The 25,681-nt window shown below is 71.0% G+C and carries 21 protein-coding genes and 1 pseudogene; 12 read left to right on the top strand and 10 right to left on the bottom strand.

Going from position 1 to position 25,681, the window contains the following annotated elements; translation table 11 throughout:
- Positions 1–201 precede the first annotated feature (201 nt).
- Positions 202–1,371, top strand: a complete 1,170-nt coding sequence (locus tag C1I95_RS15585) for an MGDG synthase family glycosyltransferase (protein ID WP_111214556.1) — start codon at positions 202–204, stop codon at positions 1,369–1,371.
- A gap of 599 nt (positions 1,372–1,970) precedes the next feature.
- Complete coding sequence (locus tag C1I95_RS15580; protein WP_146605733.1) at positions 1,971–2,618, top strand: hypothetical protein; 648 nt, start codon at positions 1,971–1,973, stop codon at positions 2,616–2,618.
- A gap of 77 nt (positions 2,619–2,695) precedes the next feature.
- Here C1I95_RS15580 and C1I95_RS15575 read toward each other — a convergent pair whose 3' ends face one another.
- Genes C1I95_RS15575 through C1I95_RS15565 form a run of 3 tightly spaced genes read right to left on the bottom strand, consistent with a single transcriptional unit; the run spans position 2,696 to position 5,248 of the window.
- The gene (locus C1I95_RS15575; RefSeq protein ID WP_111214554.1) at positions 2,696–3,490 is read right to left on the bottom strand and encodes an ABC transporter permease; all 795 of its coding nucleotides are present in this window, start codon (positions 3,488–3,490) and stop codon (positions 2,696–2,698) included.
- On the bottom strand, positions 3,487–4,287 hold the full coding sequence (locus C1I95_RS15570; protein WP_111214553.1) for an ABC transporter permease: 801 nt from the start codon (positions 4,285–4,287) through the stop codon (positions 3,487–3,489). The genes C1I95_RS15575 and C1I95_RS15570 overlap by 4 nt, the downstream gene beginning before the upstream one ends.
- Complete coding sequence (locus C1I95_RS15565) at positions 4,280–5,248, bottom strand: ABC transporter ATP-binding protein (RefSeq protein WP_199523766.1); 969 nt, start codon at positions 5,246–5,248, stop codon at positions 4,280–4,282. The genes C1I95_RS15570 and C1I95_RS15565 overlap by 8 nt, the downstream gene beginning before the upstream one ends.
- A gap of 124 nt (positions 5,249–5,372) precedes the next feature.
- Between C1I95_RS15565 and C1I95_RS15560 the strand changes: the two genes are divergently transcribed.
- Positions 5,373–6,512 carry a site-2 protease family protein gene (locus tag C1I95_RS15560; RefSeq protein ID WP_111214551.1) on the top strand — a complete coding sequence of 380 codons (1,140 nt, stop codon included), beginning with the start codon at positions 5,373–5,375 and terminating at the stop codon, positions 6,510–6,512.
- Between the two features lie 14 nt (positions 6,513–6,526).
- Here C1I95_RS15560 and C1I95_RS15555 read toward each other — a convergent pair whose 3' ends face one another.
- Positions 6,527–7,762 (bottom strand): FAD-binding protein, encoded by a 1,236-nt coding sequence (locus tag C1I95_RS15555; protein WP_111214550.1) that lies wholly within the window; start codon positions 7,760–7,762, stop codon positions 6,527–6,529.
- 58 nt (positions 7,763–7,820) lie between these two features.
- Between C1I95_RS15555 and C1I95_RS15550 the strand changes: the two genes are divergently transcribed.
- A complete protein-coding gene (locus tag C1I95_RS15550) occupies positions 7,821–8,018 on the top strand; it encodes a hypothetical protein (RefSeq protein ID WP_199523765.1) in 198 nt (65 codons plus the stop codon).
- Positions 8,019–8,055: 37 nt separating this feature from the next.
- Here the strand turns inward: C1I95_RS15550 and C1I95_RS15545 are convergent, their stop codons facing one another.
- From C1I95_RS15545 to C1I95_RS15535, 3 genes are all read right to left on the bottom strand, one after another.
- Entirely contained in the window at positions 8,056–8,985 is a 930-nt protein-coding gene (locus C1I95_RS15545; RefSeq protein WP_111214549.1) for an LLM class F420-dependent oxidoreductase, read from the bottom strand.
- 140 nt (positions 8,986–9,125) lie between these two features.
- Positions 9,126–10,163 carry a hypothetical protein gene (locus C1I95_RS15540; protein ID WP_111214548.1) on the bottom strand — a complete coding sequence of 346 codons (1,038 nt, stop codon included), beginning with the start codon at positions 10,161–10,163 and terminating at the stop codon, positions 9,126–9,128.
- On the bottom strand, positions 10,163–10,432 hold the full coding sequence (locus C1I95_RS15535) for a hypothetical protein (protein WP_111214547.1): 270 nt from the start codon (positions 10,430–10,432) through the stop codon (positions 10,163–10,165). Before C1I95_RS15535 ends, C1I95_RS15540 begins: the two co-directional genes overlap by 1 nt.
- A gap of 418 nt (positions 10,433–10,850) precedes the next feature.
- On the opposite strand from C1I95_RS15535, the gene C1I95_RS15530 reads away from it, so the two are divergent.
- From C1I95_RS15530 to C1I95_RS15495, 7 genes are all read left to right on the top strand, one after another.
- Positions 10,851–11,222: a YciI family protein gene (locus C1I95_RS15530; protein ID WP_158566406.1), complete on the top strand. Its 372-nt coding sequence runs from the start codon at positions 10,851–10,853 to the stop codon at positions 11,220–11,222.
- A gap of 17 nt (positions 11,223–11,239) precedes the next feature.
- The gene (locus tag C1I95_RS15525; protein WP_233513685.1) at positions 11,240–12,451 is read left to right on the top strand and encodes an RNA polymerase sigma factor; all 1,212 of its coding nucleotides are present in this window, start codon (positions 11,240–11,242) and stop codon (positions 12,449–12,451) included.
- A 99-nt stretch (positions 12,452–12,550) separates the two neighbouring features.
- Positions 12,551–13,237 (top strand): dihydrofolate reductase family protein, encoded by a 687-nt coding sequence (locus tag C1I95_RS15520; RefSeq protein WP_111214544.1) that lies wholly within the window; start codon positions 12,551–12,553, stop codon positions 13,235–13,237.
- An 824-nt stretch (positions 13,238–14,061) separates the two neighbouring features.
- Positions 14,062–15,621 (top strand): DUF4153 domain-containing protein, encoded by a 1,560-nt coding sequence (locus C1I95_RS15515; protein WP_233513684.1) that lies wholly within the window; start codon positions 14,062–14,064, stop codon positions 15,619–15,621.
- A gap of 229 nt (positions 15,622–15,850) precedes the next feature.
- The gene (locus tag C1I95_RS15510; protein ID WP_111214543.1) at positions 15,851–16,231 is read left to right on the top strand and encodes a hypothetical protein; all 381 of its coding nucleotides are present in this window, start codon (positions 15,851–15,853) and stop codon (positions 16,229–16,231) included.
- Positions 16,231–20,568, top strand: a complete 4,338-nt coding sequence (locus C1I95_RS15505; protein WP_111214542.1) for an AAA family ATPase — start codon at positions 16,231–16,233, stop codon at positions 20,566–20,568. Before C1I95_RS15510 ends, C1I95_RS15505 begins: the two co-directional genes overlap by 1 nt.
- 899 nt (positions 20,569–21,467) lie before the next feature.
- A complete protein-coding gene (locus C1I95_RS15495) occupies positions 21,468–22,046 on the top strand; it encodes a hypothetical protein (protein ID WP_146605732.1) in 579 nt (192 codons plus the stop codon).
- A gap of 324 nt (positions 22,047–22,370) precedes the next feature.
- On the opposite strand, the gene C1I95_RS15490 is transcribed toward C1I95_RS15495, so the two are convergent.
- Both C1I95_RS15490 and C1I95_RS15485 read right to left on the bottom strand, forming a co-directional pair.
- The gene (locus C1I95_RS15490; RefSeq protein ID WP_111214539.1) at positions 22,371–23,075 is read right to left on the bottom strand and encodes an alpha/beta fold hydrolase; all 705 of its coding nucleotides are present in this window, start codon (positions 23,073–23,075) and stop codon (positions 22,371–22,373) included.
- Entirely contained in the window at positions 23,057–23,875 is an 819-nt protein-coding gene (locus tag C1I95_RS15485; protein ID WP_199523764.1) for an LLM class flavin-dependent oxidoreductase, read from the bottom strand. The genes C1I95_RS15490 and C1I95_RS15485 overlap by 19 nt, the downstream gene beginning before the upstream one ends.
- Before the next feature lie 218 nt (positions 23,876–24,093).
- On the opposite strand from C1I95_RS15485, the gene C1I95_RS15480 reads away from it, so the two are divergent.
- Entirely contained in the window at positions 24,094–25,011 is a 918-nt protein-coding gene (locus tag C1I95_RS15480) for a LysR family transcriptional regulator (protein WP_111214537.1), read from the top strand.
- 309 nt (positions 25,012–25,320) lie between these two features.
- On the opposite strand, the pseudogene C1I95_RS36385 reads toward C1I95_RS15480, so the two are convergent.
- A pseudogene (locus C1I95_RS36385) lies at positions 25,321–25,681 on the bottom strand (hypothetical protein); the annotation flags it as partial.

Raw genomic sequence — 25,681 nt, 5'->3', positions numbered from 1 at the left:
GGCCGTGGGCCGCCACCCCAATCGACCCCGGCCTCGCCCTGCTGACCCGCCCGGATGCCCGAAATTGGTCCGGCGACCATCCAGCCGTAAGCCGGGGGTAAGCAATAGCGGCCTACTGTCCTGGGACCCGGTACCCCGGTTGGCGGTACCCACGCAGAACCACCGGAACCGCGCGTCACCCGTACGGCAGAAGGAGTCCCGGTGTTCAGCCACACCGCCCGCGAGAACGCCGCCCCCGGCGACGTGTTGATCATCACGGGCGGGGTCGGCGCCGGCCACGACGGCGCCGCGGCCGAGCTACGCGCCCGGCTGGAGCGGGCCGGCCTCCAGGTGGCGGTACGCGACTTCCTCGACGCCGTACCCCTGCCCTGCCGGCTGGCCCTGCGCGACGGCTACACCGGCAGCGTCCGGCACGCGCCGAACCTGTTCGAGTGGGTGTACCGGGGCATCGAACGCGGCAACTGGGTGCATCGGGCCGTCGACGGGATGTGCCATCTCGCGCAGCGACAGATCGGCCGCTGGGCGGCGGGATACCCGGTCGTGGTGTCCACCTATCCCCTGGCCAGCCAGTCACTGGGCCAACTGCGCGGCGCCGGACGGTTGACCGCCACGGCCGTCACGTACCTCACCGATCCGGCCGTACACCGCCTCTGGGTGCATCCCGACGTCGACCACCACCTGACGGTGACCGAGGCGACCGCTGCGATGGGTACCCGCGAGTTCGGCGTCCCGATGCGCGCCGTCGGCGGCCTGGTGTCCCCGGCGTTCGAGCAGGTCCACACCGCGGCGCAACGGGTCGCGATCCGCCGGTCGGTGGGCCTGCCGGTGGACCGACGGGTGGCGCTGCTGGTGGCCGGCTCGGAGGGCATGGGCGAGGTGACTCCCACCGTCGACGCGATCGTGGCCTCCGGGGTCGCCGACGTGCTGGTCCTCTGCGGACGCAACGAGCGACTCCGCCACCGGTTGTCCGGCCGGGACCGGGTCGTGGCGCTCGGCTGGCGCTCCGACGTGGCCAGCCTGATGGCGGCAGCGGACGTGTTGGTGCACAACGCGGGCGGCCTGTCGCTGACCGAGGCGCTCACCGCCGGCCTGCCGGCGGTGACGTTCCGACCGATCCCCGCCCACGGCCGCGCCAACGCCGAGGTGCTCGCCCACGCCGGGCTGGTGCCGTGGCCGAAGACCGACGCGGAACTCGCCGCCGCCATCGTCATGCAGTGCGAGGCCGGCCGACAGGGCCGCCAGTCGGTGCTACGCCACCAGGACGCCAGCCAGTTCGTCCGGTCACTGGTCGACCGGAGCGAAGCCCCGGCCCTGCCGGACCTACCAGGTCACCGCAGGGCCGAGACGGCATCCTCAAGGGTGGCGGCCTGAGCTCCGTGGGGCCGACGCGGGCCGGCCTTGCCGGGTGTGTCGCGCCCGGAGCCAACTTTCCTCGCAAGCGTGATGCCACACAGACATAAATATGCCTCTGTGACATCACCCTCTGGAGGACGCATTTGCCTCAGCGGATGGTGCACAGCCACTCGGCATGCGCGGCCCCACGGCGCGCCCGCTCGCGCGGCAAACGGAACCGCCAGCCCACTACTTCCAAATCTTGGACAGTTACCGTTACGTCCTAACGGTAACTGTCCAAGATTTCGACGCGGCTAGGTGCGGTTGAGGGCGCCTGCGGGGAAGAGGTGGCGAAGTCGGGTGCGGGGCTGCGGCGTCGTCGGGCCCCATTCGGCATGGGCAGGCCCGCCCGGTGTGCCAGACCCCCGCGCCGGACGCCCCACGGCGCACCGGGGACGAAACGTAGATGGTCCGGTACGGTCGCACCGGACACGCTCGATGCCCACGGGGCGGAGTCGGGGAGAGCGCCTCTCGGGCAGTTAGGGATCCACTTGATCGCATCGGCGGCTACGCCGGAACAAGCAGTTGACACCCACCGCGTCGGGTCGTGGCGGCCGGTGCTCGTGGCGGGTGGGGCGTTGGGACTGTTCGCCTTCGTCGGCGATGAGGTGCCGGGCGTCGTGGGTGAAGTGATCCTTACGCTGACCAGCACCGGCTTCGCGTGGGGTGCGGCGGCGTTGCTGGCCGGCTACGCGTCGGCACACCGGCGGGCGGCTCTGGTCAACGCCACGGCTGTCCTGGTTCTCGCCACGGTCGTGTACTACGGGCTCATTCTCGCGGACGGGCGACGCTGGCGGTTCGGCGCGTTGGAGGACGGCAGCTCGTCTGCCGCCCTGGGCCTGGCGTCGGTGGGCCGAGCCACCGCCTTCTGGCTGGTCGCGTCCGTTGCCGCGGGCGTGTCGCTGGGTCTGCTGGGGTCGCACATCCGGCACGGGACGCGGATACCGGCGTCGATCGCCGCCGGGGCGGCGCTTGGGCTGCTTGCCGGCGAAGGGCTGCAATTCCTGATGATCTTCCGGGCCTGGGACGCCTTGGACGGCTTCTACCTGGGCCGCGTCGTTTCGGCAGGGGTGAGCGTCATCCTCGCCACGCTGGGGGCGACGGCTGGCCTCGGGCACCGCAGGGCGGAGAAGTCATGGCCGATCTTCCTCGCCACGGCCGTCGCCGCCGGTGCGGCGGGAGTGCTGCTGTGGAGCCAGATCGCCGCGATCAGGATGGGGCTGTAACCGGGCCCTCGTCTTACCGGCCGGCGACGGGCTCACGGTCGTCCGGTCGGAAACGCTGGCGACTCCGGCCAGGAGTACTAGGCGCTGGCGCCGGCGTAGGAGCGTAGGGAGCGCCGCCAGAGCAGCGTGGCCAGGACGACCGCGCCAGCGGCCACGGCCGGCGCGAGCAGCAGCAGGTACGCGTCGAGTCGGCCCAGCAGAGCCGCCGCCGGGTAGGTGGTGAGGAACGCGACCGGGACGACCGTGAGCACGGCCTGAGCGGGGTTGCGGTACATCTCCACCGGGAAGCGGGACAGCTCGACGAAGGCGAAGGAGACCCGGCCGAGTTCCTCGCCGGCCACCAGCACCACCGCGAGCGACATCAGCACCACGCTGAGGGCGTACATCAGGAGCACGGCGCAGGCCAGCAGCAGCAGGAACGAGGCCAGCGCGGCCGCCGACACGCCCCGGCCGGACAGTGCCACACCGATCACGGTCAACGTCAGGCCGAGCACCGGGTCGAGCAGATTGTTGACCTTGAGGTGCCGCAGGCTGACCAGCAGTTGCGCGTCGAACGGCTTGGTGAGCAGGAAGTCGAGGGTCCCCCGCCGGACGTACTCGGTCATCCGCTCCAGGTTCGGCTGCAACAGTGCCTGGCGCAGGCCGTTGAGGGCGAAGAACAGGCCGATGACCACGAGCACCTCGGGTTGCGTCCAGCCGGCCACGGTGCCGGTGAACCGGAAGTAGACCGACGCGCCGGCCGCCGCCCACAGCATCCAGAACATGCTCAACGCGAAGTTGGCCAGGAAGTTGAACCGGTACTCCATCTCGCCGGTCACCGCCGCCCGCCAGCAGATCCCCAGGATGCGCGCCTGGCGCGGCCAGGGGTTCATCCGGCCACCGCCTGGTAGCGGCGGACCCCGAACCGCCAGGCGACCCGGTACAGCAGGGCGAACGCCGCGAGCCAGCCGAGCCCGACGGCGAAGCCGTACGCCGTCTGATGCGCGTCGAGGCGGCCCATCAGCAGCTCCACCGGAAAGCCCATCGTGGTGCGGAACGGCAGCACCAGCCCGGCCGTACGCAGCCAGTCAGGCATCAGGGCCAGTGGCGCGACCCATCCCGAGGCGAACGACCCCAGCCCCCACCACAGCAGCCAACCGTTGGTGGTCTGGGTGCTCCAGAACCCGATCAACGCGAAGGTCGACGCCATCAGCAGGCTGACCGCGTACGCCAGCACCAGTGCGGCGGCCACGGCGGCGAGCCGGAGCGGATCCGCCGGGTAGTTCAGTCCCGGCACCAGCCAGGCAGCGAGCACCAGGGCCGGCACCAGCACCACCAGGAACACCAGGCGCTGGCCGAGGTCGCTGGTGGCGTACTGGTGGAAGGGGTGCACCGGGCGCAACAGCCGCACGGACAGGTCGCCGCTGCGCATGTCCGCGTCCCACTGCCACACCACCCGGTCGCCGGTGAGGTTCCAGAGCAGGGTGGCCGCCGCGTAGTAGGAGAGGAAGTCGTCGGTGGTCCAGCCGTCCGGCGGTCCGCCCTCGGCGACGACGGTGAGCCACACCGCCATCGTCAGCAGCGGGAAGAACGCGGTGAGCAGCGACAGCACGACCCGCCCGCGGTAGGTCGCCGCCACCAGCGTGGCGCTGCGTACCAGCGAGGGGTACGCGGGGAGCACGTCACGCATGGGCGAAGACGTTCCGGATGATCTCCTCCACCGGCGGATCCTCGATCGCGACGTCCTCGACCGGCAGGGTGGTCAGCAGCCGGGCGGCGATCGCGGCGGTCTCGGCCCGTGGTACCGCCAGGGTCACCACGGCGCCGTCGATCGACGACACCTCGCCCAGGCCGGCCCAGGTCTCCGCCGGCACGGTCTCGCGCAGGGTGACTCGGACCAGCCGGTGCGGCGAGTGGGCCTCGACCAGCGCGGCGAGGTCACCATCGAAGCGCAGCGTGCCGTGGTCGATGACCAGCACCCGGCGGGCCAGCGCGGTCACGTCGCCCATGTAGTGGCTGGTCAGCAGGACGGTGGCGCCGTGCCGGGTGTTGTAGTCGCGCAGGAAGGTGCGTACCGCCGCCTGGCCGTTGACGTCCAGGCCGAGCGTCGGCTCGTCGAGGAAGAGCACATCCGGTCGGTGCAGCAGGGCGCCGGCCAATTCACAGCGCATCCGCTCGCCGAGGCTGAGCACCCGGACCTGCTTGTGGAGCAACGGTTCAAGGTCCAGCAGGTCGACCAGTTCCTCCAGCGCCGACCGGTACGGGCCGGGGGCGATGCCGTAGATCGCCCGGTTCACCTCGAAGGCGTCGGCGGCGGGCAGATCCCAGAACAGGGAGTTGCGCTGACCCATGACCAGCGAGATCCTGCGCAGGAACTCGGGTTCCCGGCGGTGCGGGGTGTGCCCGAGCACCCGTACGGCGCCGGTGGTGGGATGCAGCAGACCGGTCAGGCATTTCAACGTCGTCGTCTTGCCGGCGCCGTTGGGGCCGAGGAAACCGACGACCTCTCCCTCGGCGATGGTGAAGCTGACCCGGTCGACCGCCCGGACGGTGACGTGCTCACGCCGGACGAACGACCGGAGTGCGGCACGTAGGCCGGGTTGCCGCCGGTGCACCCGATAGTGCTTCGCCAGTTCCCGCGCCTCTATCACTGTGCGACCGTAACGAGCGCGGAGCATGACCGAAACCGAGTTTCGCTGGCGGAAACGGCCACAAACCCCAACAGATGACTTTTGCCCCTGGCATGGGATGACGGTGCGGGGGTATCACCGACATATGAGAGCGAGTTTTCGGCTCGGTCGGATCGTGGGCGTACCTGTCGGGGTGAACTGGAGCGTCCTGGTCATCTTCGCGCTGATCTGGTGGGGGCTGTCGGCCAACCTGTTTCCACGGTCGTACCCCGGTCAGTCGGCGATCGCGTACCTGCTGGCGGGCCTCGCGGCGGCGGTGGTCTTCTTCCTGGGCCTGCTCGCCCACGAGGTGTCCCACGCGGTCGTGGCCAAACGTAACGGGCTCGGGGTCGGGGGGATCACCCTCTGGCTCTTCGGTGGGGTCGCCGAGTTGCGCGGCGAGGCCCGGAGCCCGGGTGCGGAGCTGCGCATCGCCGGCATCGGGCCGCTGGTCAGCCTCGTCATCGGCGCCTTCTTCGGGGTGATCGCGATGCTGCTGAGCGTGGCCGGGGTGCACGGCCTGCTGTTCGGCGCGACGGCCTGGCTCGGCGGCATCAACCTGCTGCTGGCGATCTTCAACGTTCTGCCGGCGGCGCCGCTTGACGGCGGTCGGCTGTTGCGCGCGGCGGTATGGAAGGCGACCGGGGACCGGAACCGGGCGTCGGTGGTGGCGGCGCGGGCTGGCTGGGTGCTCGGCGTGGTGCTGATCGGCCTGGGGTTGTGGCGGTTCCTGAGCGGCGCGGGCATCGGCGGGCTCTGGCTGGCGCTGATCGGTTGGTTCCTGATCGGCGCCGCTGGTCTGGAGGAGCGGCAGGCCCGGATGGGCAGCGCGCTGCGCGGGATCCGGGTCTCCGAGGTGATGACGCCGCAGCCGCAGACCGCTTCCAGCGAGATGACCGTCGCCGACTTCGTCGACAACTACCTGTTCGCGTACCGGCACACGGCACTGCCGCTGACCGAGGACGGCCGGCCCGTCGGGCTGGTCACCCTCGACCGGGTACGCGGCGTCCCGACCGACGAGCGGGCCAGCACCAGGCTCGAGGCGGTGGCCTGCCGGGCCGACGATCTGGTGCGCGCCTCCCCCGACGAGCAGCTGACCGACCTGCTGCCCCGGCTCAGCGAGTGTGCCGACGGCCGGGCGCTGGTGGTGACCGACGGCCGCCTGGTCGGCATCGTCTCGCCGAGCGACATCAGCCGCGCGGTCCAACGCGGCCACCTCCGCAACGAGCCCACCCCCAACCGCTGAGCCGTCGGTGGGGGTCAGCGAGGGAAGAGGTGGTCCAGGTCCTCGGTGCGGAACTTGCCCTTGGGGTCGAGGTGGTGCAGGAGGGCGGTGAACTCGGGCCAGCGGGGGTAGGTGGCGGCGATCGCGTGGGGAGCAAGGGTGAAGACCTTGCCCCAGTGGGGGCGCGGGGCGAAGGGGGCCAGGGCACGCTCCACCTCGGCGACCACCGGCAGTACCGCCGAGGCGTCGGCGATCCAGGTGAAGTGCACCGCCAGGCTGTCCCGGCCGTGGTTGGGGCTGAGCCACAGCTCGTCGGCCGCGATCGTCCGTAGCTCGCTGGTCTGGGCTACCGGCGCGATCAGGTGCGCCACCTCGTCCAGCGCGGCCAGCGCGTCGGCGGCCACGGCCCGGGGCAGGTGGTACTCCGACTGCAACTCGTCGCCGCTGCTGGGGGTGAAGCCGAGCCGGAAGTGCGGCAACCGTTCGTGCCAGGGGCCGGCCACACCGAGCTGCTCGGTGCAGTTGACCACCGGCATGCCGGGCACCGGATGCCACGGCCGGTCGGCCGGCGTCGTACCGAGCCAGTCCGCCGGGGGCGCGGCCTGCTCCGCCAGCTGCTTGCGCCAGACCTGGGTGCCGCGGGTGGAGCGCCAGTCGGTGAAGACACTGACGCTGTACGCCGAGCCGAACGCCGCGTCCAGCGCCGAGCGGGGCAGGTCCAGGCAGACGTACTGGCGGACGTCGAAGGTGGGCACCACGTCCAGGGTGAGCCGGGTGACGATGCCCAGCGCACCGAAGGAGACGACCATCCCGGCGAAGTCGTCGGCGTCCCGGTCCACGGTGAGCAGCTCGCCGGCCGCGGTGACCAGTTCCAGGCCGGCGACCGCGGTGGCCAGGTTGCCGACCGCGTTGCCGGAGCCGTGGGTGCCGGTGGCGACCGCACCGGCCACCGAGATGTGCGGCAGCGAGGCGAGGTTGGCCAGGGCGTACCCGCGCTCGTGCAGCCAGGTCGCCAGGTCCCCGTAGCGCATGGCGGCCGGCACGTCGACGGTCCGTCGCTCCTCGTCGAGCCGCACCGTCGCCGGCAGCCCGGCCAGGGTGACCAGGTCGCCGGTGGTGTCGCCGAGCCGGTTGAAGGAGTGCCCACTGCCCACTGCCCGGATCCGGTCGCTGCCGGCGACCAGCTCGCGCAGCTCGTCCATCGACGACGGCCGGTGGTACGCCCGGGCGGCGTACCGGACGTTGCCCGCCCAGTTGCGGTGCGCCGACACGAGGACCCCCTCTCCGCGCCGACGGTTACCGCCGGCTTCGTCGGGGAACCCTACGCCGATGAGCAGCTACCGTGATCCCGCCCCTCGCGGCGACGTGTACCCCTCGGAGGAGGAGCTGGACCCGACCGGCAGCGGCGTGGAGCCGGCCAGCGGTCCCGAGGCGTACCTCCGGTCCCAGCCCGGCCCGCAGCCGAGCCCGACGCCGGGTCCGGTGCCGACGCCGGCACCCACGCCCGGCCCGCCGCCCCGGGCTTGAGCGTCGCGGGCCGGGCACTCTGGCTCACGGACGGCGGTCAGAGCTGCCGCATCACCTCGGTGGCGACCAGGTCCAGGTGATCAAGATCGCTCAGGTCGAGCACCTGGAGGTAGATCCGTTGACTGCCGATCTCCGCGTACTGGCCGATCTTGTCGACGATCTCGGCGGGCGTACCGGCCAGGCCGTTCTCGCGCAGCTCGTCCGGCTCCCGGCCGATCGCCGCGGCCCGGCGGGCCACCTCGGCGTCGTCCCGCCCGCAGCACAGCACCAGGGCGTTGGACAAGGTCAGCTCGGCAGGGTCGCGGCTGACCTCCTTGCAGGCGGCACGGACCCGCTCGAACTGGGCGACCGACTCGTCGACCGAGACGAACGGCAGGTTGAACTCGTCGGCGTACCGGGCGGCGAGCTGCGGCGTACGCTTCACGCCCCGGCCGCCGAGCAGGATCGGCGGATGAGGCCGCTGCACCGGTTTGGGCAGTGCCGGTGAGTCGCTGACCTGGTAGTGCCGGCCGGCGAAGTCGAAGGTCTCACCCCGTGGGGTCCGCCACAGGCCGGTGATCACGGCAAGCTGCTCGGCCAGCCGGTCGAACCGCTCCCCCAGCCCCGGGAACGGAATCCCGTACGCGCTGTGCTCCGCGTCGTACCAGCCGGTGCCGATGCCCAGCTCGACCCGGCCGCCGCTCATCTGGTCGACCTGGGCGACGGTGATGGCCAGCGGGCCGGGCAGCCGGAACGTGGCGGCGGTCATCAGCGTGCCGAGCCGGATCGACCGGGTGTCGCGGGCCAGCCCGGCCAGGGTCGTCCAGGCGTCGGTGGGGCCGGGCTCGCCGCTGACCGCCCCCATCATGAGGTAGTGGTCGGAGCGGAAGAAGGCGCCGAAGCCGGTCTCCTCGGCGCGACGGGCCACGGCGAGCAGGTCGTCGTAGCTGGCGCCCTGTTGGGGTTCGGTGAAGATCCGCAGTTCCATGCGTCGAGCATAGAAAGCCGAGCTGGTGGTGGGTCGGTGTAACCCGCGCTGCCCGGGTCATGGCGGGCACTCGGCAACGCGGATCGGTACCGGCGGGCCACAACGACGGATCGGCCCACCGGCACCGCCGCAGCCGACCGTCAGGCGTACGGCGGGCGGGCGTACGCGGCCCGCAGCGCGGCCAGCCCGGTCGCCTTCGGGCTGAGGGTGCCCCAGCCCGAGTTGAAGTAGTTCGTCCGCTCGATGATCGGGCCGCGCTCGGCGTTGAGGCGGGCGATCGCGGGCGGCACGGTGCCGATCCAGCCCGCCTGGTCGGGGATCTCGGCGACCCGCACACCCCACTCGGCGATGAGCACCGGGCGGGACAGCGCCACCGGGCCGAGGTCGACCACCGCCCAGTCCTTGGTCCGCCGGAACCGGTCCAGCGCGGTGTGGCTGGCGTTGGTCGCGTAGACGTTCCACTGGAGGAAGTCCAGCCGTGACATCAGCGCCTCCGGGTGGGTGCGCTGATAGCAGGCCCGGTCGAAGCCGCCGAGGCCGACCGAGAAGGTGGTGCCCTGCGGTAGCTCCTTGGCCCGGAACCAGTTCACGATGTACGTGACCGCCTGCACCGCCCGGGCGTCCGACTCGGCCCAGGTGTACTGCTTGCCGGCCTCGGTGGTGCCGAACTCGTGGTCGGTGTCCAGTTCGGAGGCGAGCTGGATGTTCACCCCGAAGCCCATCGTCCGGTACTGCGACAGCGCCCGGGCGAACAGTCCGTCGCACTGCCCGGCGAGCACCTGGCTGTAGCCGTACGCCTTCGGCCAGACCGTGCTCGGGCGCTGCTGGATGGTCATCGCCGGGGCCGGCACGGTGTATTTCACGCCGTCCACGGTGAAGGTCTGCGGCCCGGTGTCGGGCGCACCGTAGTGCTTGAGTTCGAGCACCATGTTGACCTGCACTCCGGCCCGGCCGAGGGTGACCAGCCACGGCCGGTTGTAGCCGGGGAAGACGTAGCCGTCGGCGAAGCTGCGGTACTGGGTCAGCGAGCGGAAGTTGCCGCCGGTCATGTCGGCCGTCGGGTCCGCACCGCCGGAGAGGTAGTAGCCGCCGAGCACCGGCGGCGTGATCGTGTAGTTGGCCGTGGCGGTGGCGCCCTGTCCGCCGCTGTCGCGCACGGTCACGGTGACCCTGGGCATCACGCCACTGCCCGGTACACGGCCACCGTGCCGTTGTCCGACACCCGGGTCCAGGTGCGGCCCGAGTCGTCGGTGACGGTGATGGTGAGCGGGTCGATGACGGCGCCGACCTTGACCGGCGCGCTGCTGTTGCCCTGGGTGTCGGTGACCACGACGGTGACGGTGAGCGCCTTCGTGTCGGGGTCGTTGTAGTTGACGGTGAGCAGCATCTGGGCACCGGGTGCGTAGCTGGTCGCGTTGAGGGAGGCGGTCGCGGTGGGAGCAGCCATGACGGCTCCTTAGGGCTCGGCCGCCGCGACCAGCGGGTCTGCACTGCCGGTGCGGCGGGTCTGCGACGACGGCCGGAGCCGGGCGCGTCAACGCCCCGGCGAGGATCCGGCGTGGTTGTGGCGGCGACGTCGCTGTCGGGCGCGGGGACACCGGCCCTGACGACCGGGCGGTGTCGGCCGAGACGCGGCCGTGACGGCGTACGCGGGGCCACCGGCGCGGGACGCCGGGACCGGTCGCGACCGCCGCGGCCGGGCTCGGTGCTGGCGACCTTGCGGGGACGTTGCGGTCCCCGCCCGGCCGGAGAGTCGGATGTGGCCCGCCATCCGCAGCCTCTCTACCTGCTACAACAGTGCGTCGGGGCAGGGCTTGCCGTCCTGTCACCTTTCGGACAACACGGACTTCCCGGAGGGATGCCACATGAAGTACCTGATGTTGATCTACGGAAACGAGGACGTCTGGGGCGCCCTCCCGGACGGTGACCTGGCCACGCTGATCGGCAAGGTCGACGCCTTCAACGAGGCGCTGCGGGCCTCGGGCGAGCTGGTGGACGTGCAGGGGCTGGAGTCCCCGGCCCGGGCGGTACGGATGCGCGGCGACACCCCGGTCGTCACCGACGGCCCGTACCTGGAGGCGAAGGAGTACGTCGGCTCGTACTTCGTGGTCGACGTCGACAGTGAGCAGCGGGCGTTGGAGATCGCCCGGTCGTACCCGGGTCTGCGGCTCGGCGCCGGCATCGGCGGCGGCATCGAGATCTGGCCGCTGATGGCCCGGGACGGGGACGACCGCTGAGCCTCGACGCGGCCGCGGTGGACCTGCTGCGCCGGCTCGCCCCGCAGGTGCTCGGCGCGCTGGTGCGGCGCTACGGCGACTTCACCCGGGCCGAGGACGCGGTGCAGGAGGCCCTGGTCGCCGCCGTCGAGGCGTGGCCACGCGAGGGCGTACCGGAGCATCCGGCGGGGTGGCTGCACACCGTGGCCACCCGCCGGTACGTCGACCAGGTGCGCGCCGAGACCGCCCGGACCCGCCGGGAGCGTACGGTGCTCGACGCCACCCCACGCGACGCGCTGGTCGCCCCGCCACCCGACGCCGAACCGCCCCGCGACGACCTGCTGGAACTGCTGCTGCTCTGCTGTCACCCGGCGCTGCCCGCGCCCGCGCAGCTGGCCCTCACCCTGCGTGCGGTGGGCGGGCTGACCACCGCCGAGATCGCGGCGGCCTTCCTGGTGCCGGAGAAGACCATGGGGCAGCGGATCTCCCGGGCCAAGCAGCGGCTTCGGGAGGCGGGTGCCCGGTTCGCACTGCCACCGGCCGCCGAACAGGGGCCACGGCTGGCCGTGGTCCGCCAGGTGCTCTACCTGATGTTCAACGAGGGCTACAGCGCCAGCAGCGGCCCCGAGCTGGTCCGGGCCGACCTGACTTGGCAGGCGCTGCGCCTCACCCGCCGGCTGTGCGAGCGGCTGCCCGACGACGGCGAGACGGCGGGCCTGCTCGCCCTGATGCTGCTGACCGAGGCGCGGGCGGCGGCGCGGGTCGGGCCGGACGGTGAGCTGGTGCCGCTGGCCGAACAGGATCGCGGGCGGTGGGACCGGGCGTCGATCATCGAGGGATGCGCGCTGGTCGCGCACAGCCTGGCCACCTCGCCGCCGGGGCCGTACCAGGTCCAGGCCGCCATCGCCGCGGTGCACGCCGAGGCGCCGACCACCGAGGCCACCGACTGGCCGCAGGTGCTCGCCCTCTACGAACTGCTGGACCGACTGGCACCCAACCCGGTGGCCACGCTCAGCCGGGCGGTGGTGGTGGGCATGGTGCACGGGCCGGCCGCCGGACTGGCCCTGCTGGCCGAGGTGGAGTCGGGGATCCTCGCCGGGCACCACCGGCTGCACGCCGTCCGTGCCCACCTGCTGGAACTGGCCGACGACCGGGCCGCCGCCGCGGCGGCCTGGCGGCAGGCGGCCAGCCTCGCCGGCAGCGCCCCCGAACGGCGGCACCTGCTCCGCCGGGCCGCCGACTGTGAGTGACCCACGTCACAATCAGGTTCGGTAGAAGAAGCCGGCTCGGCTCCGATCCACCGGTGAGCGGCACCCACGGGGGTGCCGCCCGATCCGGGAGGAACGGACATGACAAAGGTGACCGCGCAGCTGTCGGTGTCGATGGACGGCTTCTACGCCGGCCCACGGCACGACGGCGACGGTGACTGGCTGAAGTCGGCGGAGAGCCACGGCTTCTTCCGGGTGACCAGGTGGGCCACCGAGGCGATGGCCTGGCGCGAACGGCAGGGTTTCGCCGGGGGCAGGCAGGACGCCAACTCCGAGATCATCGCCGAGTCGTTCGCCTCGGCCGGGGCGTACGTGATGGGCCGCCGGATGGCCGACGGCGGCGAGGTGCCCTGGGGCGACGAGCCGCCGTTCCGCGCCCCGGTCTTCGTGGTGACCCACCGTCCCCGGCAGAAGCTGCTGCGCCAGGGCGGTACGAGCTTCACCTACGTGACCGACGGGGTGGAGAGCGCGGTGGCGCAGGCCCAAGCCGCAGCCGGCGGCAAGAACGTGGCCGTGGCCGGCGGCGGCAGCCTGGTCCGGCAGGTGCTGCGGGCCGGCCTGCTCGACGAGTTGGAGCTGCACGTGGTGCCGACCCTGCTGGGCACCGGCATGCGACTGTTCGACGCCGACCTCGACCTCGACGAGTTCGAGGCGATCGAGCTGACCCCCACCCGCGTGGTGTCCGCCCCCGACGTCACCCACATCCGCTACACGGTCAACGGCCGCGCCCCACTCCTCCTCGACGACCGAGGCCGCGGCACCAGCTGAGATGTAAGGAAGGGCCCCTTGTTAACGCCTAGCGTGGTTAAAGGGCCCCTTCTTAACACGCGGTGGGCGGCGGCTCCGGCGCGGACGCTCCGGCCGCCGTTAGGGACAACGCGAACGGGCGACCGGTCCTAGAGTGACGGCAACTTGTCGATCTAGGAGGCGCGGTGTCCGAGCCGCCACCCGCCGCGAGTTCCCCGGGCACCGGGGATTCCGGCGAGACCCCTGTCGCAACCGGCCCCGGCACCACGGATCCGGCCGCGACGGCACCCCAACTGCTGGTCATGCCGCCCACCGACGGGCTGCCGTCCATTGTCTGGCCCGGACCGGCCGACCAGCCCGCCTGGGCAATTCCGGTGAACGTGCCGCCGGGCACCCGGGGTTACGCGATCTTCCTCCCGCTGGTAGCGGCCGGCGGTGAGCCCGCCGTCACCGCCCACCCGGACGCCCCGACGGCAAACGGCCCGACGGCGAGCGCCGCGGCGGCGGCGCGCCCGGCCACGATCACCGTGTCCGTTCCGCCTGCAACAACCCCCTTGACCGGAGCGGCAGGCACGGCGTCCGGGGCGGATTCGCCGTCGCCGGCCGCACCGCCGACACCGGCGGAGGCCACCGCAACAGCAGGCACCGCCCCGGCAGGCGACGGGCCGCCGGGCAACGGACCGGCGCCTGCCGGGTCAGCGGCTGGTTCAGTGATCTCGGAGCCAGGCGGCAGCGGGCCGGCGGGCACGGATCCGGGCGGCACCGCGCCGGTCGGAGCGGCGGGCGTGGGTGCCCCGGGCTGGCCGGTAGCGCCGCCCGGCACGCGCGCGCCGATGGTGTCGGGCGTGCCGGGCTACCCGCCGCCTGGCGCGGCGTACGGGTTCCGGCCGGTGCCGCGACAACCGTCGTTCTTCGACCGGGCGTGGCCCGGACCCGGGCCGGCCCGCAACCGGGCCACCCCGCTGGCCGTGCTGGCCGGGGCGCTGGGCGTGGCGGCCTTCGTACCGCTGGGCCGCACCGGCCTCGGCTGGTTCCTCGGCTGGCTGGTCCTGACCGCCGGCGTGATCGTCGCGGTACGGCGCCACACTGCCGAACTGCCCCGCGCCGAGCGCTGGGTCCGGGCCGGCTGGGCCGGTGCCGCCCTGGCGCTGTTCGCCGTGCTCGGCTTCCGTAACGCCTGGTGGCTTGTGACGTTCTGCGTGCTGGGGGCGCTGGGTTGCGCGGCGCTGGCGATCGTCGGCGGACGACGGGTCCGCTCGATCCTGTTCAGTCTGGGGGCCGCGCCGCTCGCGGCGCTACGCGGCCTGCCGTGGGTGCGTACCCACGTCCGGGCGCCCGGCGATCCCGGGATGGTCCGTCGCGTCGTCGGCTCGGTCGCCGCCACCGTGGTCGTGCTGGTGGTCTTCGGGCCGCTGCTGTCGTCGGCCGACGCCGCCTTCTCCCAGGTGCTCGGTGCCTTCATTCCGGAGATCAGCGTCAGCGGCGTGTTCCGGTGGCTGTTCCTGGCGGCCCTGGGCGGCCTGATCGCGGTGGCCGCGATCTACTCGATCGCCGCGCCGCCGGACCTGACCGCGGTCGACCGGCCGACCACCCGCAGCCTCGGACTGGTCGAATGGGCCCCGCCGATCGCCACCCTGGTGGCCCTGTTCGGCGGTTTCGTCGCCGTCCAGTTCACCGTGCTCTTCGGCGGGCAGCGGCACGTGCTGGCGACCACCGGCCTCAGCTACGCCGAGTACGCCCGCAGCGGCTTCTGGCAACTGGTCGTGGTGACGGTGCTGGCGCTGGCGGTGCTCGGCGGGGTGACCCGGTGGGCCGGTCGGGACCGTCCCCTCGACCGCGTGCTGCTACGGGTCCTGCTCGGTCTGCTCAGCGCGCTGACCGTGGTCATCGTGGTGTCGGCGTTGGCGCGGATGTACACGTACCAGAAGGTCTACAGCTTCACCGGCGAGCGGATCTTCGTGATGGCCTTCGAGCTGCTGCTCGGCACGGTCTTCCTGATGATCCTGGTGGCCGGCGTACGCTGGCGCGGCAATTGGATCCCGCGGCTGACCGCGGCGCTCGCGGTGGTGATGCTGCTGAGCCTGGCGGCGCTCAACCCGGAGGATTACGCGGCCCGCCGCAACGTCGCCCGGTACGCCGAGACCGGCCGGATCGACGCCTGGTACCTGCGGGCGCTCTCCGCGGACGCCACTCCCGCCCTGGCCAGCCTGCCGGACCCGGTACGCCGGTGCACCCTCAGCTGGATCGCCGACGACCTGGCCGAGCCGGACCCGTGGTACGCCTGGAACCTGGGGCGAGAGCGGGCCCGCACGGTGCTCGACCGGCTGGGCCCGGACGCGATCGGCAACCAGCGTGACTGCCGCCGCGCCGACCAGTTCGACCTGCCGAAGACCCGATCACGCTGATGGGCGACCACCCCGCCCCCGCACACCGCCGGGGCGGGGTGGTCGGTCGTCCCTGATCGGGGACCGGAGTTCCCATTGCGGCTCGATAAAAGCCCGGTCGGCTATTGGCCTTTCTCTCGCTGTCTCCACCGAACGTCTCACGTTTCGCAGCTGCCCGATTACTTGCTGCCCTTGCGGGCATTGGGCACCATGTTGGTTGCCGGGTTCCGCTGTCCGATATGGAGCTTCCGTGGCCGTACGCGTTTTCATTGAAGGTTCCGACAGCGTTTCCGCAGCCGACGATCTCGTCAGCTCCGACGGCATTGTCGGGCAGGTGGAGGTCCGCCACCGCGACTCCGGGGTGAAGGATCCCAACCTCATCGTGGGGGCGCTGGTCACCATCTCGCAGGTGATCGCGGGTGCCCTGGCCACCGCGGACATCATCCTGCGGTGGCGCGACCTGTACCGGGAGCGCCACGGCCGGGATCTGGCCGGCAGCGTCTACCAGGGGAACGCGGGCTATCCGCTGGCGACGGTCACGATCCAACAGCTCGTCGTCATTTTTGAGGGAAATCCGGGTGAAGCGGTGGCGCAGCCACCGGCTACCGATCGCCCGACCATCGACGAATAATGGACGCGGTACGCCTACGGCTGGACCGCCGCGACGGCACCGGCGGCCTGCGGGTGCAATGGGCAGCCGGGCACCGGGACGTCTCGTCGGACCAACTCGGGGAGATCATCAGCGCGGTCGTCGGGTACGACAGGGACGACCTCCACTCGGCTGACGAGCGACAGGCGCACCTGGTGGCCCTGGGCAGGAAACTTTTCACGCTCATCGGCCTGGATCAGATCGCGGCGGCGGCCGACGGGCCGGCGTCCGGCGGGGAACCGATCGTACTGGCGATCGAGGCGGCCAGCGGCATTCCCGACCTGCCCTGGGAGTTGCTGCACGACGGCGTCGACTTCCTCGCTGTCCGGCAGCGACCGATGGTGCCGATCCGGGTGCTCGCCGGCGACCGGGACAGCGCCACACCCCGGCACCGCGAGCTGCGGGTGCTGTTCATGGCCTGCTCCCCCGACGAGACCTCGTACGAACTCGATCCCGACGCCGAAGCCGGTCTGATCGAGACCACGTCGACGCTGCACCGGCTGCCGCTGATCTTCGACATCGAGCCGACCGGCTGCCTGGACGACCTGCGCGAGCGACATCGGGCCCAACCGTCCGGCTACTACGACGTGATACACCTGACCGGGCACGCACAGTGGGACAGCGCCGGGCGGCCGGTCTTCGTCACCGAGACCCCCTTCGGCAGCGCCTTCCTGGCCGACGCCGAGGCCCTGACCGGTGCCCTGCGGGAGGCGAACTCCCGGGTGCTGTTCCTGTCCGGTTGCCACACCGCCCGCCGCAGCGTCGCCGGTCAGGAGGCGTCGCTCGCCGAACAACTGATCGCCCAGGTGGCTCCTGCGGTGATCGGCTGGGGCCACACGGTCGAGGACAGCGGCGCCACCCGGGCCACCGCCGAGATCTACCGGTCACTGATGGCGGGCCACACCCTGACGTACGCCATGTCGCGCGCCTACCGCCTGCTGTATGACAGCGGCCACCGGCACTGGCATCGGTTGCGCCTGTTCGTGCGCGGCGGGCCGCCGACGCCGCTGGTGCAGCCGGCCGACGAGAGCCGGGACGTGATCGAGCTCGGTACCGCGGCCGCGCCCGCCACCCGATGGGGGCTGACCAGGGTCGACCCGCGGGGGTTCGTGGACCGGCACGCGGAGCTCAAGGCGCTCTGGCACAGCCTCAACGCGCGCCACCACCGGCCGAGCCGGGGCGCACTCCTGCACGGACTCGGCGGGATCGGCAAGACCACGCTGGCTTCCCGATGCCTTGCGCTGCTTCCGCCGAGCACCACGTTCGTCAGTGTGAACACCGAGCTCGACCGGTCCACGCTGATGACGGCGATGCGGCACGACCAGCATCTGGCCAACCGGCTGGGCACCATCCGCGCCGACCACGACCTGACCGAACTGCTCACCACCGTGCTGGCGCAGACGGACCAGCCGGTGGTGTTCGTCTTCGACCAGTTCGAGCGCAACGAGCCGGACAAGACCGGTCACGCACCGCCCACCGAAGCAGCCGCCACGACGTTGGGCGCGGTGCTGGAGGCGGTGTCCAGGGTGGACAAGCCGCACCGGGTGCTGGTGACCAGCAGACATCCCCCGCTGGTGCCCGGCATCGACGCCCTGACCGACATCCCGCTCACGTCGCTGAGCCAGGTGCATCTGCGCCGCAAGATCTCAAGGCTCGACAACGGCGCCTATCCGCTCGACGACGCCACCGTACAAATCATTCTGGAGATCGCGGGCGAGAACACCCGGATGGTCGACGAGTTGTGCAGCATCGCCATCGCGGACCCCACCCTGCGCGGCGACCAGCTCCGGCTACGCCTGCACGGCCGGCGGGAGACCTACTACCAGGACGACCTCGTCGTGGGCCATCTGATCGGCCGACAACAGCCGCAGGACGCGCTGCTGCTGCAACGCATCTCGCCGCTGCGCCTGCCGGTGGGAATCGGCGTGGTGGCCCGGCTGCTGCGCGACGAACAACCGGGGACGCCGGTGCCGCCCGAGGCACTGGCCGACGCCGCGGACCGGGCGACCCGACTGGCTCGCCTGCACCTGCTTGACGAGGCGACCGCCGGCGACCAGCCGGTCTACTGGCTGCCGCCGGTGCTTGAGCCCCGGGTACGCGGCGGCGACCCGGTGTCGGCCAGTTCCCGCGCCGCCCGGGCCCTGGCCGCCGAGCTCGGCGACTTCGACAACGTGCTCGACCCGGCCAGACTCGACCTGGTGGCGCTGACCGAACTGTTGCGTCTCGCCGTACAGGGCCAGGAGGAATCCCTGGTGGTCCGCTCCGCGCTGACGCTGGCCGGTGCCGCCTCCTGGCACTCGCGCTTCTCTGAAGCTGCGGAGACCTGCCGCCGGGCGATCACGGCGACCGCGCACGCCCTGCTGCACGCGGAGCTGGGCAACGCCCTTCAGGAAAAGGGCGACGCTGAGGTCGCCCAGACCCACTTCCGCCAGTCCCGCAGTGGGCTGGGTGAGCTTTCCACCAAGGAGCGGGCACGGACGTTGGCGCGGCTCGGTTTCTGGCGGCGTCTCTACGATCCGCAGGGGGCCGACCAGGACGAGGACGAGGCACTGGCGCTGGCGCGGAGCTGCGGAGATGCCTGGACCGAAGCGAACTGCCTGCGAACCATCGCGTGCAGCCGGGCCGTCACCGACCCGGCCGGGGCGTTGGCCAACTTCGCCGCCGCCGAACGGATCGCCGCCCGTTTGGTCGGCGGCGAACAGCTCGTGGCGCTGATCGCCATGGACCGGGCCACCTTTCTCTACCCGGCGCTGGACCGGGCCGTCGAGGCCCGTGACGACCTGTTGAAGCTGCACGACTTCTATGCCGGACGCGGTCTGATCATGCATCAGGCCGCCGTACTGCAACGACTCTCGGCCACCTACCTGCAGCTCAACGAGCTTGCCGCCGCGGCCGAGGCGGCACAGCGGGCCATCGCCCTGACCCGCCGCGTCGGGTGGGTCCGCGGCGAGTACGACGCGGTAATCCAGCGCGCGATGGTCGAGGCGCGGCTGGCCAGTGAGCGCGCCGGCCACCAGCAGGGGCGGGTGAACCTGGCCGAGAGCCTGCTCAGGCAGGCCGAGGAATTCGCCGACAAGGTCGGCTGGCCGCAGTTGCAGCGCAACGCGCTGCTGCGGTGGCTGGACTTCTACCGGGTCCAGGGACGAATCGAGGAGCAGCGGCAGCTGCGCGAACGGCTCGACGCCCTACAGGGCGATCTCGCCGAGACGGTGCTGGAGCGAATCGACCGGCTTACCGTCGACGCCGAGATGTCGGTCGACGCCGGGGAGGTCTCGGCGGCCAAGGCCCAGTCCGAGACGGTACTGGGCCTGATCGGTGGGAACCCGGCCCCGCTGTACGAGGCACGCGCGCGGTGGGTGCTGGCCCGGATGGCGGACGACCAGGAAGCGCCGCCGGAAGAGTGCGAGCAGAACCTGCTTCGGCTGGAGCAGCTCTACACCAGCCTGAACGAGACGCGGCTGCCGCAGGTGCGGGTCTGGCTGGGCCGCAGCCAGCTGCGAGCCGAGCGGCCGGACGACGCACGTGAGCACCTGCTCGCCGCGATCGGGCAGATCCAGCAGGAGGGCGGCGACGAGAGCCTGCTCGCGCGGGCCCACGAGATCCTCAGCACCGTACCCGGGGCACCGGCCACGGAGCGGCTGGCCAACCTGTTGATCGGCGCCCGGATCCGGTACGCCAGCGGCGATCTCACCTCGACCGCCGCCGTGTTGCAGGAGGTCGCCAACGCCCGCGCCGACCGTGGTCGCCAGCGGCACAGCCTGCTCGCGGCCCGCGCGCTGGCCCAGGCCAGCGGCAACGTGGCCGTCGAAGGCGGGGTGACCGGCCGCCTGGCCGAGCTGACCGACGACCCGACCGAGCGGAGCCGGTTGCGCGACGAAGGCGTACGGGCCGCCCAGCGCGGCGCGCCGCTCAACGTGATTGTCGGCACCAGGCTGTCCAACCTGCTGGATCCCGACAACGGCGGGACGTTGCTGGAGGAGTTGGGCGCGGTCCGCAAAAGGCTGCAGGCCGACGGCGTCACGCTGCCGACCGTGCACACCACCGACGAGATCGACCTTCCGCAGTTCGCCTGGCAGATCCTGATCTGGGGCGAGTTGGTCGAAGAGGGGTCGCTCGACCAGTACTCCAGGCGGCCCTGGCGGGACAGCGCGCAAGCGGAGCAGCGCGCCCTCGCCGGACGCGACCTCGCGAACCTCGTCGGCGAAGCTGCGCAACGGCATCGGGAGAGGTTCCAAACGCCGGCCGAGGCGCCGCAACGCCCGTTGACCGAACAGGAACGGCATCTGGTCGAGGCCGACCTCGCCGACGACGACCTCTAGCCGGCAGCCCCGCACTGACCATCCTCACCGATCTCGCGGGACAACACCGGGGCGGGAAGCGTCATACACTGTCCAGCCGGCCGTCGAGTGGAGGCTTTGGAAGCACGGGACCTCCACCCGTTACCAGGCAACCGCAACGAGCCTGGCCGGCAGATCGTCAGGTAAGGGACTTGGGTTCCGATCGATCATTGACCCTGGTGACCCTGATCCCTCCGCCAATGGCTGCACGGTCCGAGCAAGCACCTGAATGGAGAGGCGCGACGTGGCATCTCAGGGGACACCCACGAACCGGGCGGGCCGTCGCCGCCTGGCCGCCGCCGTCGGGCTGTGTGGAGGTCTCGCCGCAATTGTCGTGCTCCTCGCTGTGATCCCCAGCGCGACCGACGGCAGGTGGGGCGTTCTCAGCAGCCTGTGGCCATCCTCCTCAGCTACGCCTGAACCAGAGCCGACCTCGAACCCGTCCTCCGACCTGGGGGCTCCCGAGGCACAGCTCATCAAGGACTGCATCAAGCAGACCAAGGGCGAGCAACTGCACGACGAACTCTTCCTGCGTGACCTTCCTGCGGAACGGTTGGGGGATCCGGTCAGCGGCACTCTCGCAACGTCCAGTGAGCCATACGTGCTCTGGCTCTTTGACGCTGATTGCAAGTCATACGAGGCGGCCGCTGTGCCACCTCGAAGCAGTGTCACCTTCAGGGCGTACGTGGGCCAGGTTTGGTACTACGCCGAGGCATCGGCGAAGCAACCCGTTGGCGCCTGCGACTGCCGCGTGTTCAGCCCTTCAAACAGCGGCGTCCCGCAGACGATCAGCGACACCGGAAGGCTTACCTACCGCACGGAATAGGCGAGCCGCGAATCTCCTCCCCGGTCGCCGACGGCACCGCCCTATGCTGCCTGGCATGGCAACAGAGCATGGGTTCATCGACCTGGATCAGTGGGATGGTGGTCCTGTCGGATCGGACGAAGGTCCGGGTGAGCGCGTGCCGTCCAGACAACGGGTGGCGCTGTACCTCGTCGGTACCTTCGCTTTCGGTGTGGCGCTCGGCGGTGTCGGTGTTGCCAAGTTCCAGGAACGCCGCACACAACAGGCACAGGCGGCCACGGTCGCGGTCGACGCCATAGCCGGCCCCACCAGCGAGGGCACCAGACGCGACGGGAATGCCGAGGTGGACGCCAAGCTGACGGTCGTTAACGCTGGCTCCATACCGGTCGTGGTTCGTTTCGTTGGAGCCCGGGAGACGGGCGTGCTGGTACGCGACACCGGCCAGTCACTGTTGTTGCTCCCGGGCAGCACAGGCGGGACAGACGTCCGGCTGATCGTCGATTGCCGCCTGGCCAGCCCGGATCCTCTGCCGATGCGCTTCTCAGTGCAGACCCCCGACCAGGGAGCCACCGAGCTCACCACCCCCGTTGAAATTAGCGCTTGGCACGAACGCGCCGACGCATTTTGTAACGCCTCGCCTGCGGCGACGGGGTGACAGGCAGTTCAGCGGATGCTCGCAGGCTTAACCAGGGTGTTTCGGTGGTGGGCCGGAGGTACCACCATGCGAACCAATCGGCGACCGTCGCCGGCACGCTGTTGCCATTGCGTCCGCACAGGCCTAGTACGTTGCCGGAAGCTCGCTGACGGGGCAGAGCCTGCAGTGAGCGGGTGTTGAGGATCTCGGTGAGCAGGGTCTCGTTGTCGCTGCACAGGCAGCAGCCGGCTGGGCGTACCTGAACGCGGCCGTATCGGCGGGCTACGTCGTTGATCAGGTAGGTGCGCCCTTTGTGGTATCAGATTGGCGGGCATAGCCGACGCGCTAACCCTGCCGTGGACGGGCAAACGTGGCCGCGTACCCGGCTAGGAGGTCGGCCAGGGCCTTGGGTTGGCTGAGCGCCACGCAATGCCCGGCCGCGACCTCGTCGGGGACGATGCCGAGACGGTCGCGTACCAGCCGGCGGAGAAACCCGGCCGGAAAGAAGCGGTCCTGAGTGCACAGCACAAATCTGGTAGGCACGTCGGGCCAGGAGTCGAGGGGCCAGGGGGCGTTCATGGAGGCCTCCGACGGGTGGTTTCGTTCCTTGCTGATCGCCTGCTCGGCCAGTTCGCGGGGCACGTCGTGGTAGTAGGTGACGTACGGGTCGTTGTTGCCGGTGAGGCCGCCGTCACGGGCGGCCTCTTTGCGCACCGCCTGCTCGAAGCCGGTGTTGGACCACCAGTCGCGTGGCGCTTCACCTGGGGAAGGGACCATCGCGCCGACCAGTACGAGGACATCGACCGGAAGCCGTTCAGCGACAAGGGGTGCGGTGAACCCACCGAACGACTGTCCCACGACCACGAGGTCGGTGAGGTTGCCAACCGCGTCGACCACTGCCTCGGCGTAGTCGGTCAACGTGGCCGATTCGTCGTCGGCCGGCAGGTCGGGGCAGATGCAGTCGTGTCCGCGGGTGCGCAGCTCAGCCTCCACCAGGTGCCAGTACCAGCCGACGTCTCCGGCGCCGTGGATCAGGGCAAAGGTACCCACGGTTGGTGCTCCTTCCTCTCGTAGGGGCCGTCGCGCATGACTCCCCGCACCTGGTCCAGGGTGACCTCCGGCGGAAAGTCAGGCATCCACCAAGTCGCGCCCGCTTTGACATACGGCTCAGGGTCAGTGCCCGGCGGCAGGGCGACGGCGACGTCATACGGCGCTGCGCGATGGTGCCGCATATCGGCGAGGGTAGCCACGATCTCGGCCAGCTGGTCGGGGTGTTCGAGGTCGATGGGGAAGAACCCGTCGTAGCGTGCGGCCCGGCTCAGCGGTCTGACCCGGCCAGGGTATCCGCCGACCCATACCGGCACCCGCGGCTGCTGGACCGGCCGGGGAAGGAACCGGATGCCGTCGACGGTGTAATGGTCGGTGCGGTGGTGCACTGGTTCGCCGGACCAGGCGGCGGTGAGGACGTCCATCGCTTCGTCGAGCATGTTGCCGCGCCGCCGGTCGTCGGTCTGCTCGCCGGTCCTGGACAGCTCGCTGCCGTACTTGTCGCTGCCGAGGCCGATACCCAGGGTGAGCCGGCCACCGCTCAGCCGGTCCAGCGTCACCGTCTCGCGGGCCAGCTTGGTAGGCCGACGGCGCGCGACGGGCGTGACCATTGGGCCGAGGCGCAGGCGTTCGGTCGTGGTGGCGACGGCAGCAAGCGTGATCCACGGGTCCGCTACCTGCCGTACCGGTGCGGGCCAGCTCAGGCGGTCCCAAACGAACAGCCCATGCCAGCCGGCCGCCTCCGCCTCGGCCGCCAGCCGTGCGGTTACATGAGGATCGGCCAGATCGTCGAAGAGCGGCAACCAGAGAGCCGAGCGCAAGCAGATGGCCATGCCTTTACCTCCAAGCCCTCGTGCTCACGATCGACGCATCCCGGCGACGGCGTGGTAGCCGCGCGCCGCGCACTCTCACACGAATAAGTCGTGACCACCACGCTAGGCCGCATAAGGCATCACATAAAACGATCGTTCCCGATGAAGGTGATCGGCATTGCCGATGTTCTCGTGCTAACCTCGACCTCGTGTCCGGAGTCGAACTGCGACATCTGGTCACCATGGCCGCCGTCGTCGACGAGGGTTCGTTCGGACGGGCGGCACAGCGGCTGGGCTACACCCAGTCGTCGGTGAGCCAGCAGATCGCGGCGTTGGAAAAGGCAGTCGGCGGCGCGGTATTCGACCGTCCGGGTGGGCCGAAGCCGGTGAGGATCACTCCGCTCGGCAAGGTTGTGCTCACGCACGGTCGTGACCTGCTCGACCGGGCCCAGGCGATGGCGACCGCCCTCGACCGGTTCAGGGCGGGCCAGGGCCGGGTCGACATCGGCACCTTCCAGAGCCTCTCCAACGTGATCCTGCCGCCGGTGGTTCGCGGGCTGCGCGACGAGTTCCCCGGCTGCGACATCCGGCTGTTCGAAGACGAAACCGAAACGCCGCAGGTCGGCCAGGTCGACCTGATGTTCTTTGACCGGCGCATCGACGGCGACGTCGAGCATCTCAAGCTGCTCGACGACCCCTACCTGCTGGTCGCCCCGCGCGACGACTTTCCGGCCGGCCCGGTACGGCTGAGCCGGCTCCACCGCAAGCCGATGGTGGCGTGGCCGCCCACCTGCGACCACCCCCGCGTGGAGCAGGCGTTCGCGCGCGAAGGCGCGCAACCGGAGATCGTCTTCCGCGCCGCGGCCAACGAGGCCGTACTGTCGATGGTCAAAGCCGGCATAGGGTCGGCGATACTGCCGCGACTCGTCCTCCAGGGTGCCAACGTCGCCTCCGACCAGGCGCTGTCCATCCACGAACTGCGGCCGCCGCTTCCGCCACGCGAGATTGTCCTGCTGTGGCAGGCCGGACGCACACACTCTCCACTCGCGGCACGCGCCATCGAGATCGCGGTAGACGTCGCCGCGACATACCGACCTCAAGACCAGACTCGGCAAGGGCGCGCTTAACACGAAGCAGGGCGACGGCTTCGGGCCAGACGTAGCACACACGTGCCGGGGAGCCGTTGAGCCGGCCAGGAACGCCGCCGGGATCCGGAACGTTGATCCAAGACGTACCCGACCGCCGAGCGTCCGCTAGAACGCCTGGGCGGCCCCGGTTCTGCGGCAGAACCTGCCGCGATCAACGCGCGGAACCTCTGCATGGTCCGTACTTCACGGGCAGCGAGCCCACCAAAGCACGCGGCCGGTCCCTGCGGTTCGCGCACCGCCAACCACTGGAGGCGTTCTTGATCACCGAAGGCGGGATGCCCGCCTTGATCAGAGGCGGCGGATGACCAGCCCCGGCCTGACGTCCGAGGCTGCCGCCAGATGCGCGATGTCCTCGGGGTCGCTGGTGAAAACGATTGCGCCGCAGGCCAGAGCGACGGTGACCACACTGGCGTCAACAACGTCACGAGCGCCGGCCTTGCCGCACAGCACGCCGGCCGCCTTCGCAAGCGCATGGGTCATTCGGGCACCAGCGCCGCGATGATCTACCAGCACGCCACGCGTGACCGCGATCACGCCATCGCCGCCGAGATCAGCGCTTGATCTGGCACGTAGCGGCCAGATCGTTTGAGAAACGACAAACGCCCTGGTGGGGAGATCTCCCGCACCAGGGCGTTTCGCTCGGGTGGGG

This window comes from Micromonospora craterilacus (genome assembly GCF_003236315.1).
In the GTDB taxonomy this organism is placed as follows: Bacteria; Actinomycetota; Actinomycetes; order Mycobacteriales; family Micromonosporaceae; genus Micromonospora; species Micromonospora craterilacus.
Note: the sequence above shows the minus strand (reverse complement) of the source record. Positions and strands in the feature narration are given on the sequence as shown.

Excerpts from the sequence above, each read along its gene's own strand:
- C1I95_RS15575 (WP_111214554.1), bottom strand. The coding sequence starts at position 3,490 with ATGAACCCCTGGCCGCGCCAGGCGCGCATCCTGGGGATCTGCTGGCGG.
- C1I95_RS15560 (WP_111214551.1), top strand. The coding sequence starts at position 5,373 with ATGAGAGCGAGTTTTCGGCTCGGTCGGATCGTGGGCGTACCTGTCGGG.
- C1I95_RS15505 (WP_111214542.1), top strand. The coding sequence starts at position 16,231 with ATGGACGCGGTACGCCTACGGCTGGACCGCCGCGACGGCACCGGCGGC.
- C1I95_RS15550 (WP_199523765.1), top strand. The coding sequence starts at position 7,821 with ATGAGCAGCTACCGTGATCCCGCCCCTCGCGGCGACGTGTACCCCTCG.
- C1I95_RS15530 (WP_158566406.1), top strand. The coding sequence starts at position 10,851 with ATGAAGTACCTGATGTTGATCTACGGAAACGAGGACGTCTGGGGCGCC.
- C1I95_RS15535 (WP_111214547.1), bottom strand. The coding sequence starts at position 10,432 with ATGGCTGCTCCCACCGCGACCGCCTCCCTCAACGCGACCAGCTACGCA.
- C1I95_RS15495 (WP_146605732.1), top strand. The coding sequence starts at position 21,468 with ATGGCAACAGAGCATGGGTTCATCGACCTGGATCAGTGGGATGGTGGT.
- C1I95_RS15545 (WP_111214549.1), bottom strand. The coding sequence starts at position 8,985 with ATGGAACTGCGGATCTTCACCGAACCCCAACAGGGCGCCAGCTACGAC.
- C1I95_RS15520 (WP_111214544.1), top strand. The coding sequence starts at position 12,551 with ATGACAAAGGTGACCGCGCAGCTGTCGGTGTCGATGGACGGCTTCTAC.
- C1I95_RS15540 (WP_111214548.1), bottom strand. The coding sequence starts at position 10,163 with ATGCCCAGGGTCACCGTGACCGTGCGCGACAGCGGCGGACAGGGCGCC.
- C1I95_RS15570 (WP_111214553.1), bottom strand. The coding sequence starts at position 4,287 with ATGCGTGACGTGCTCCCCGCGTACCCCTCGCTGGTACGCAGCGCCACG.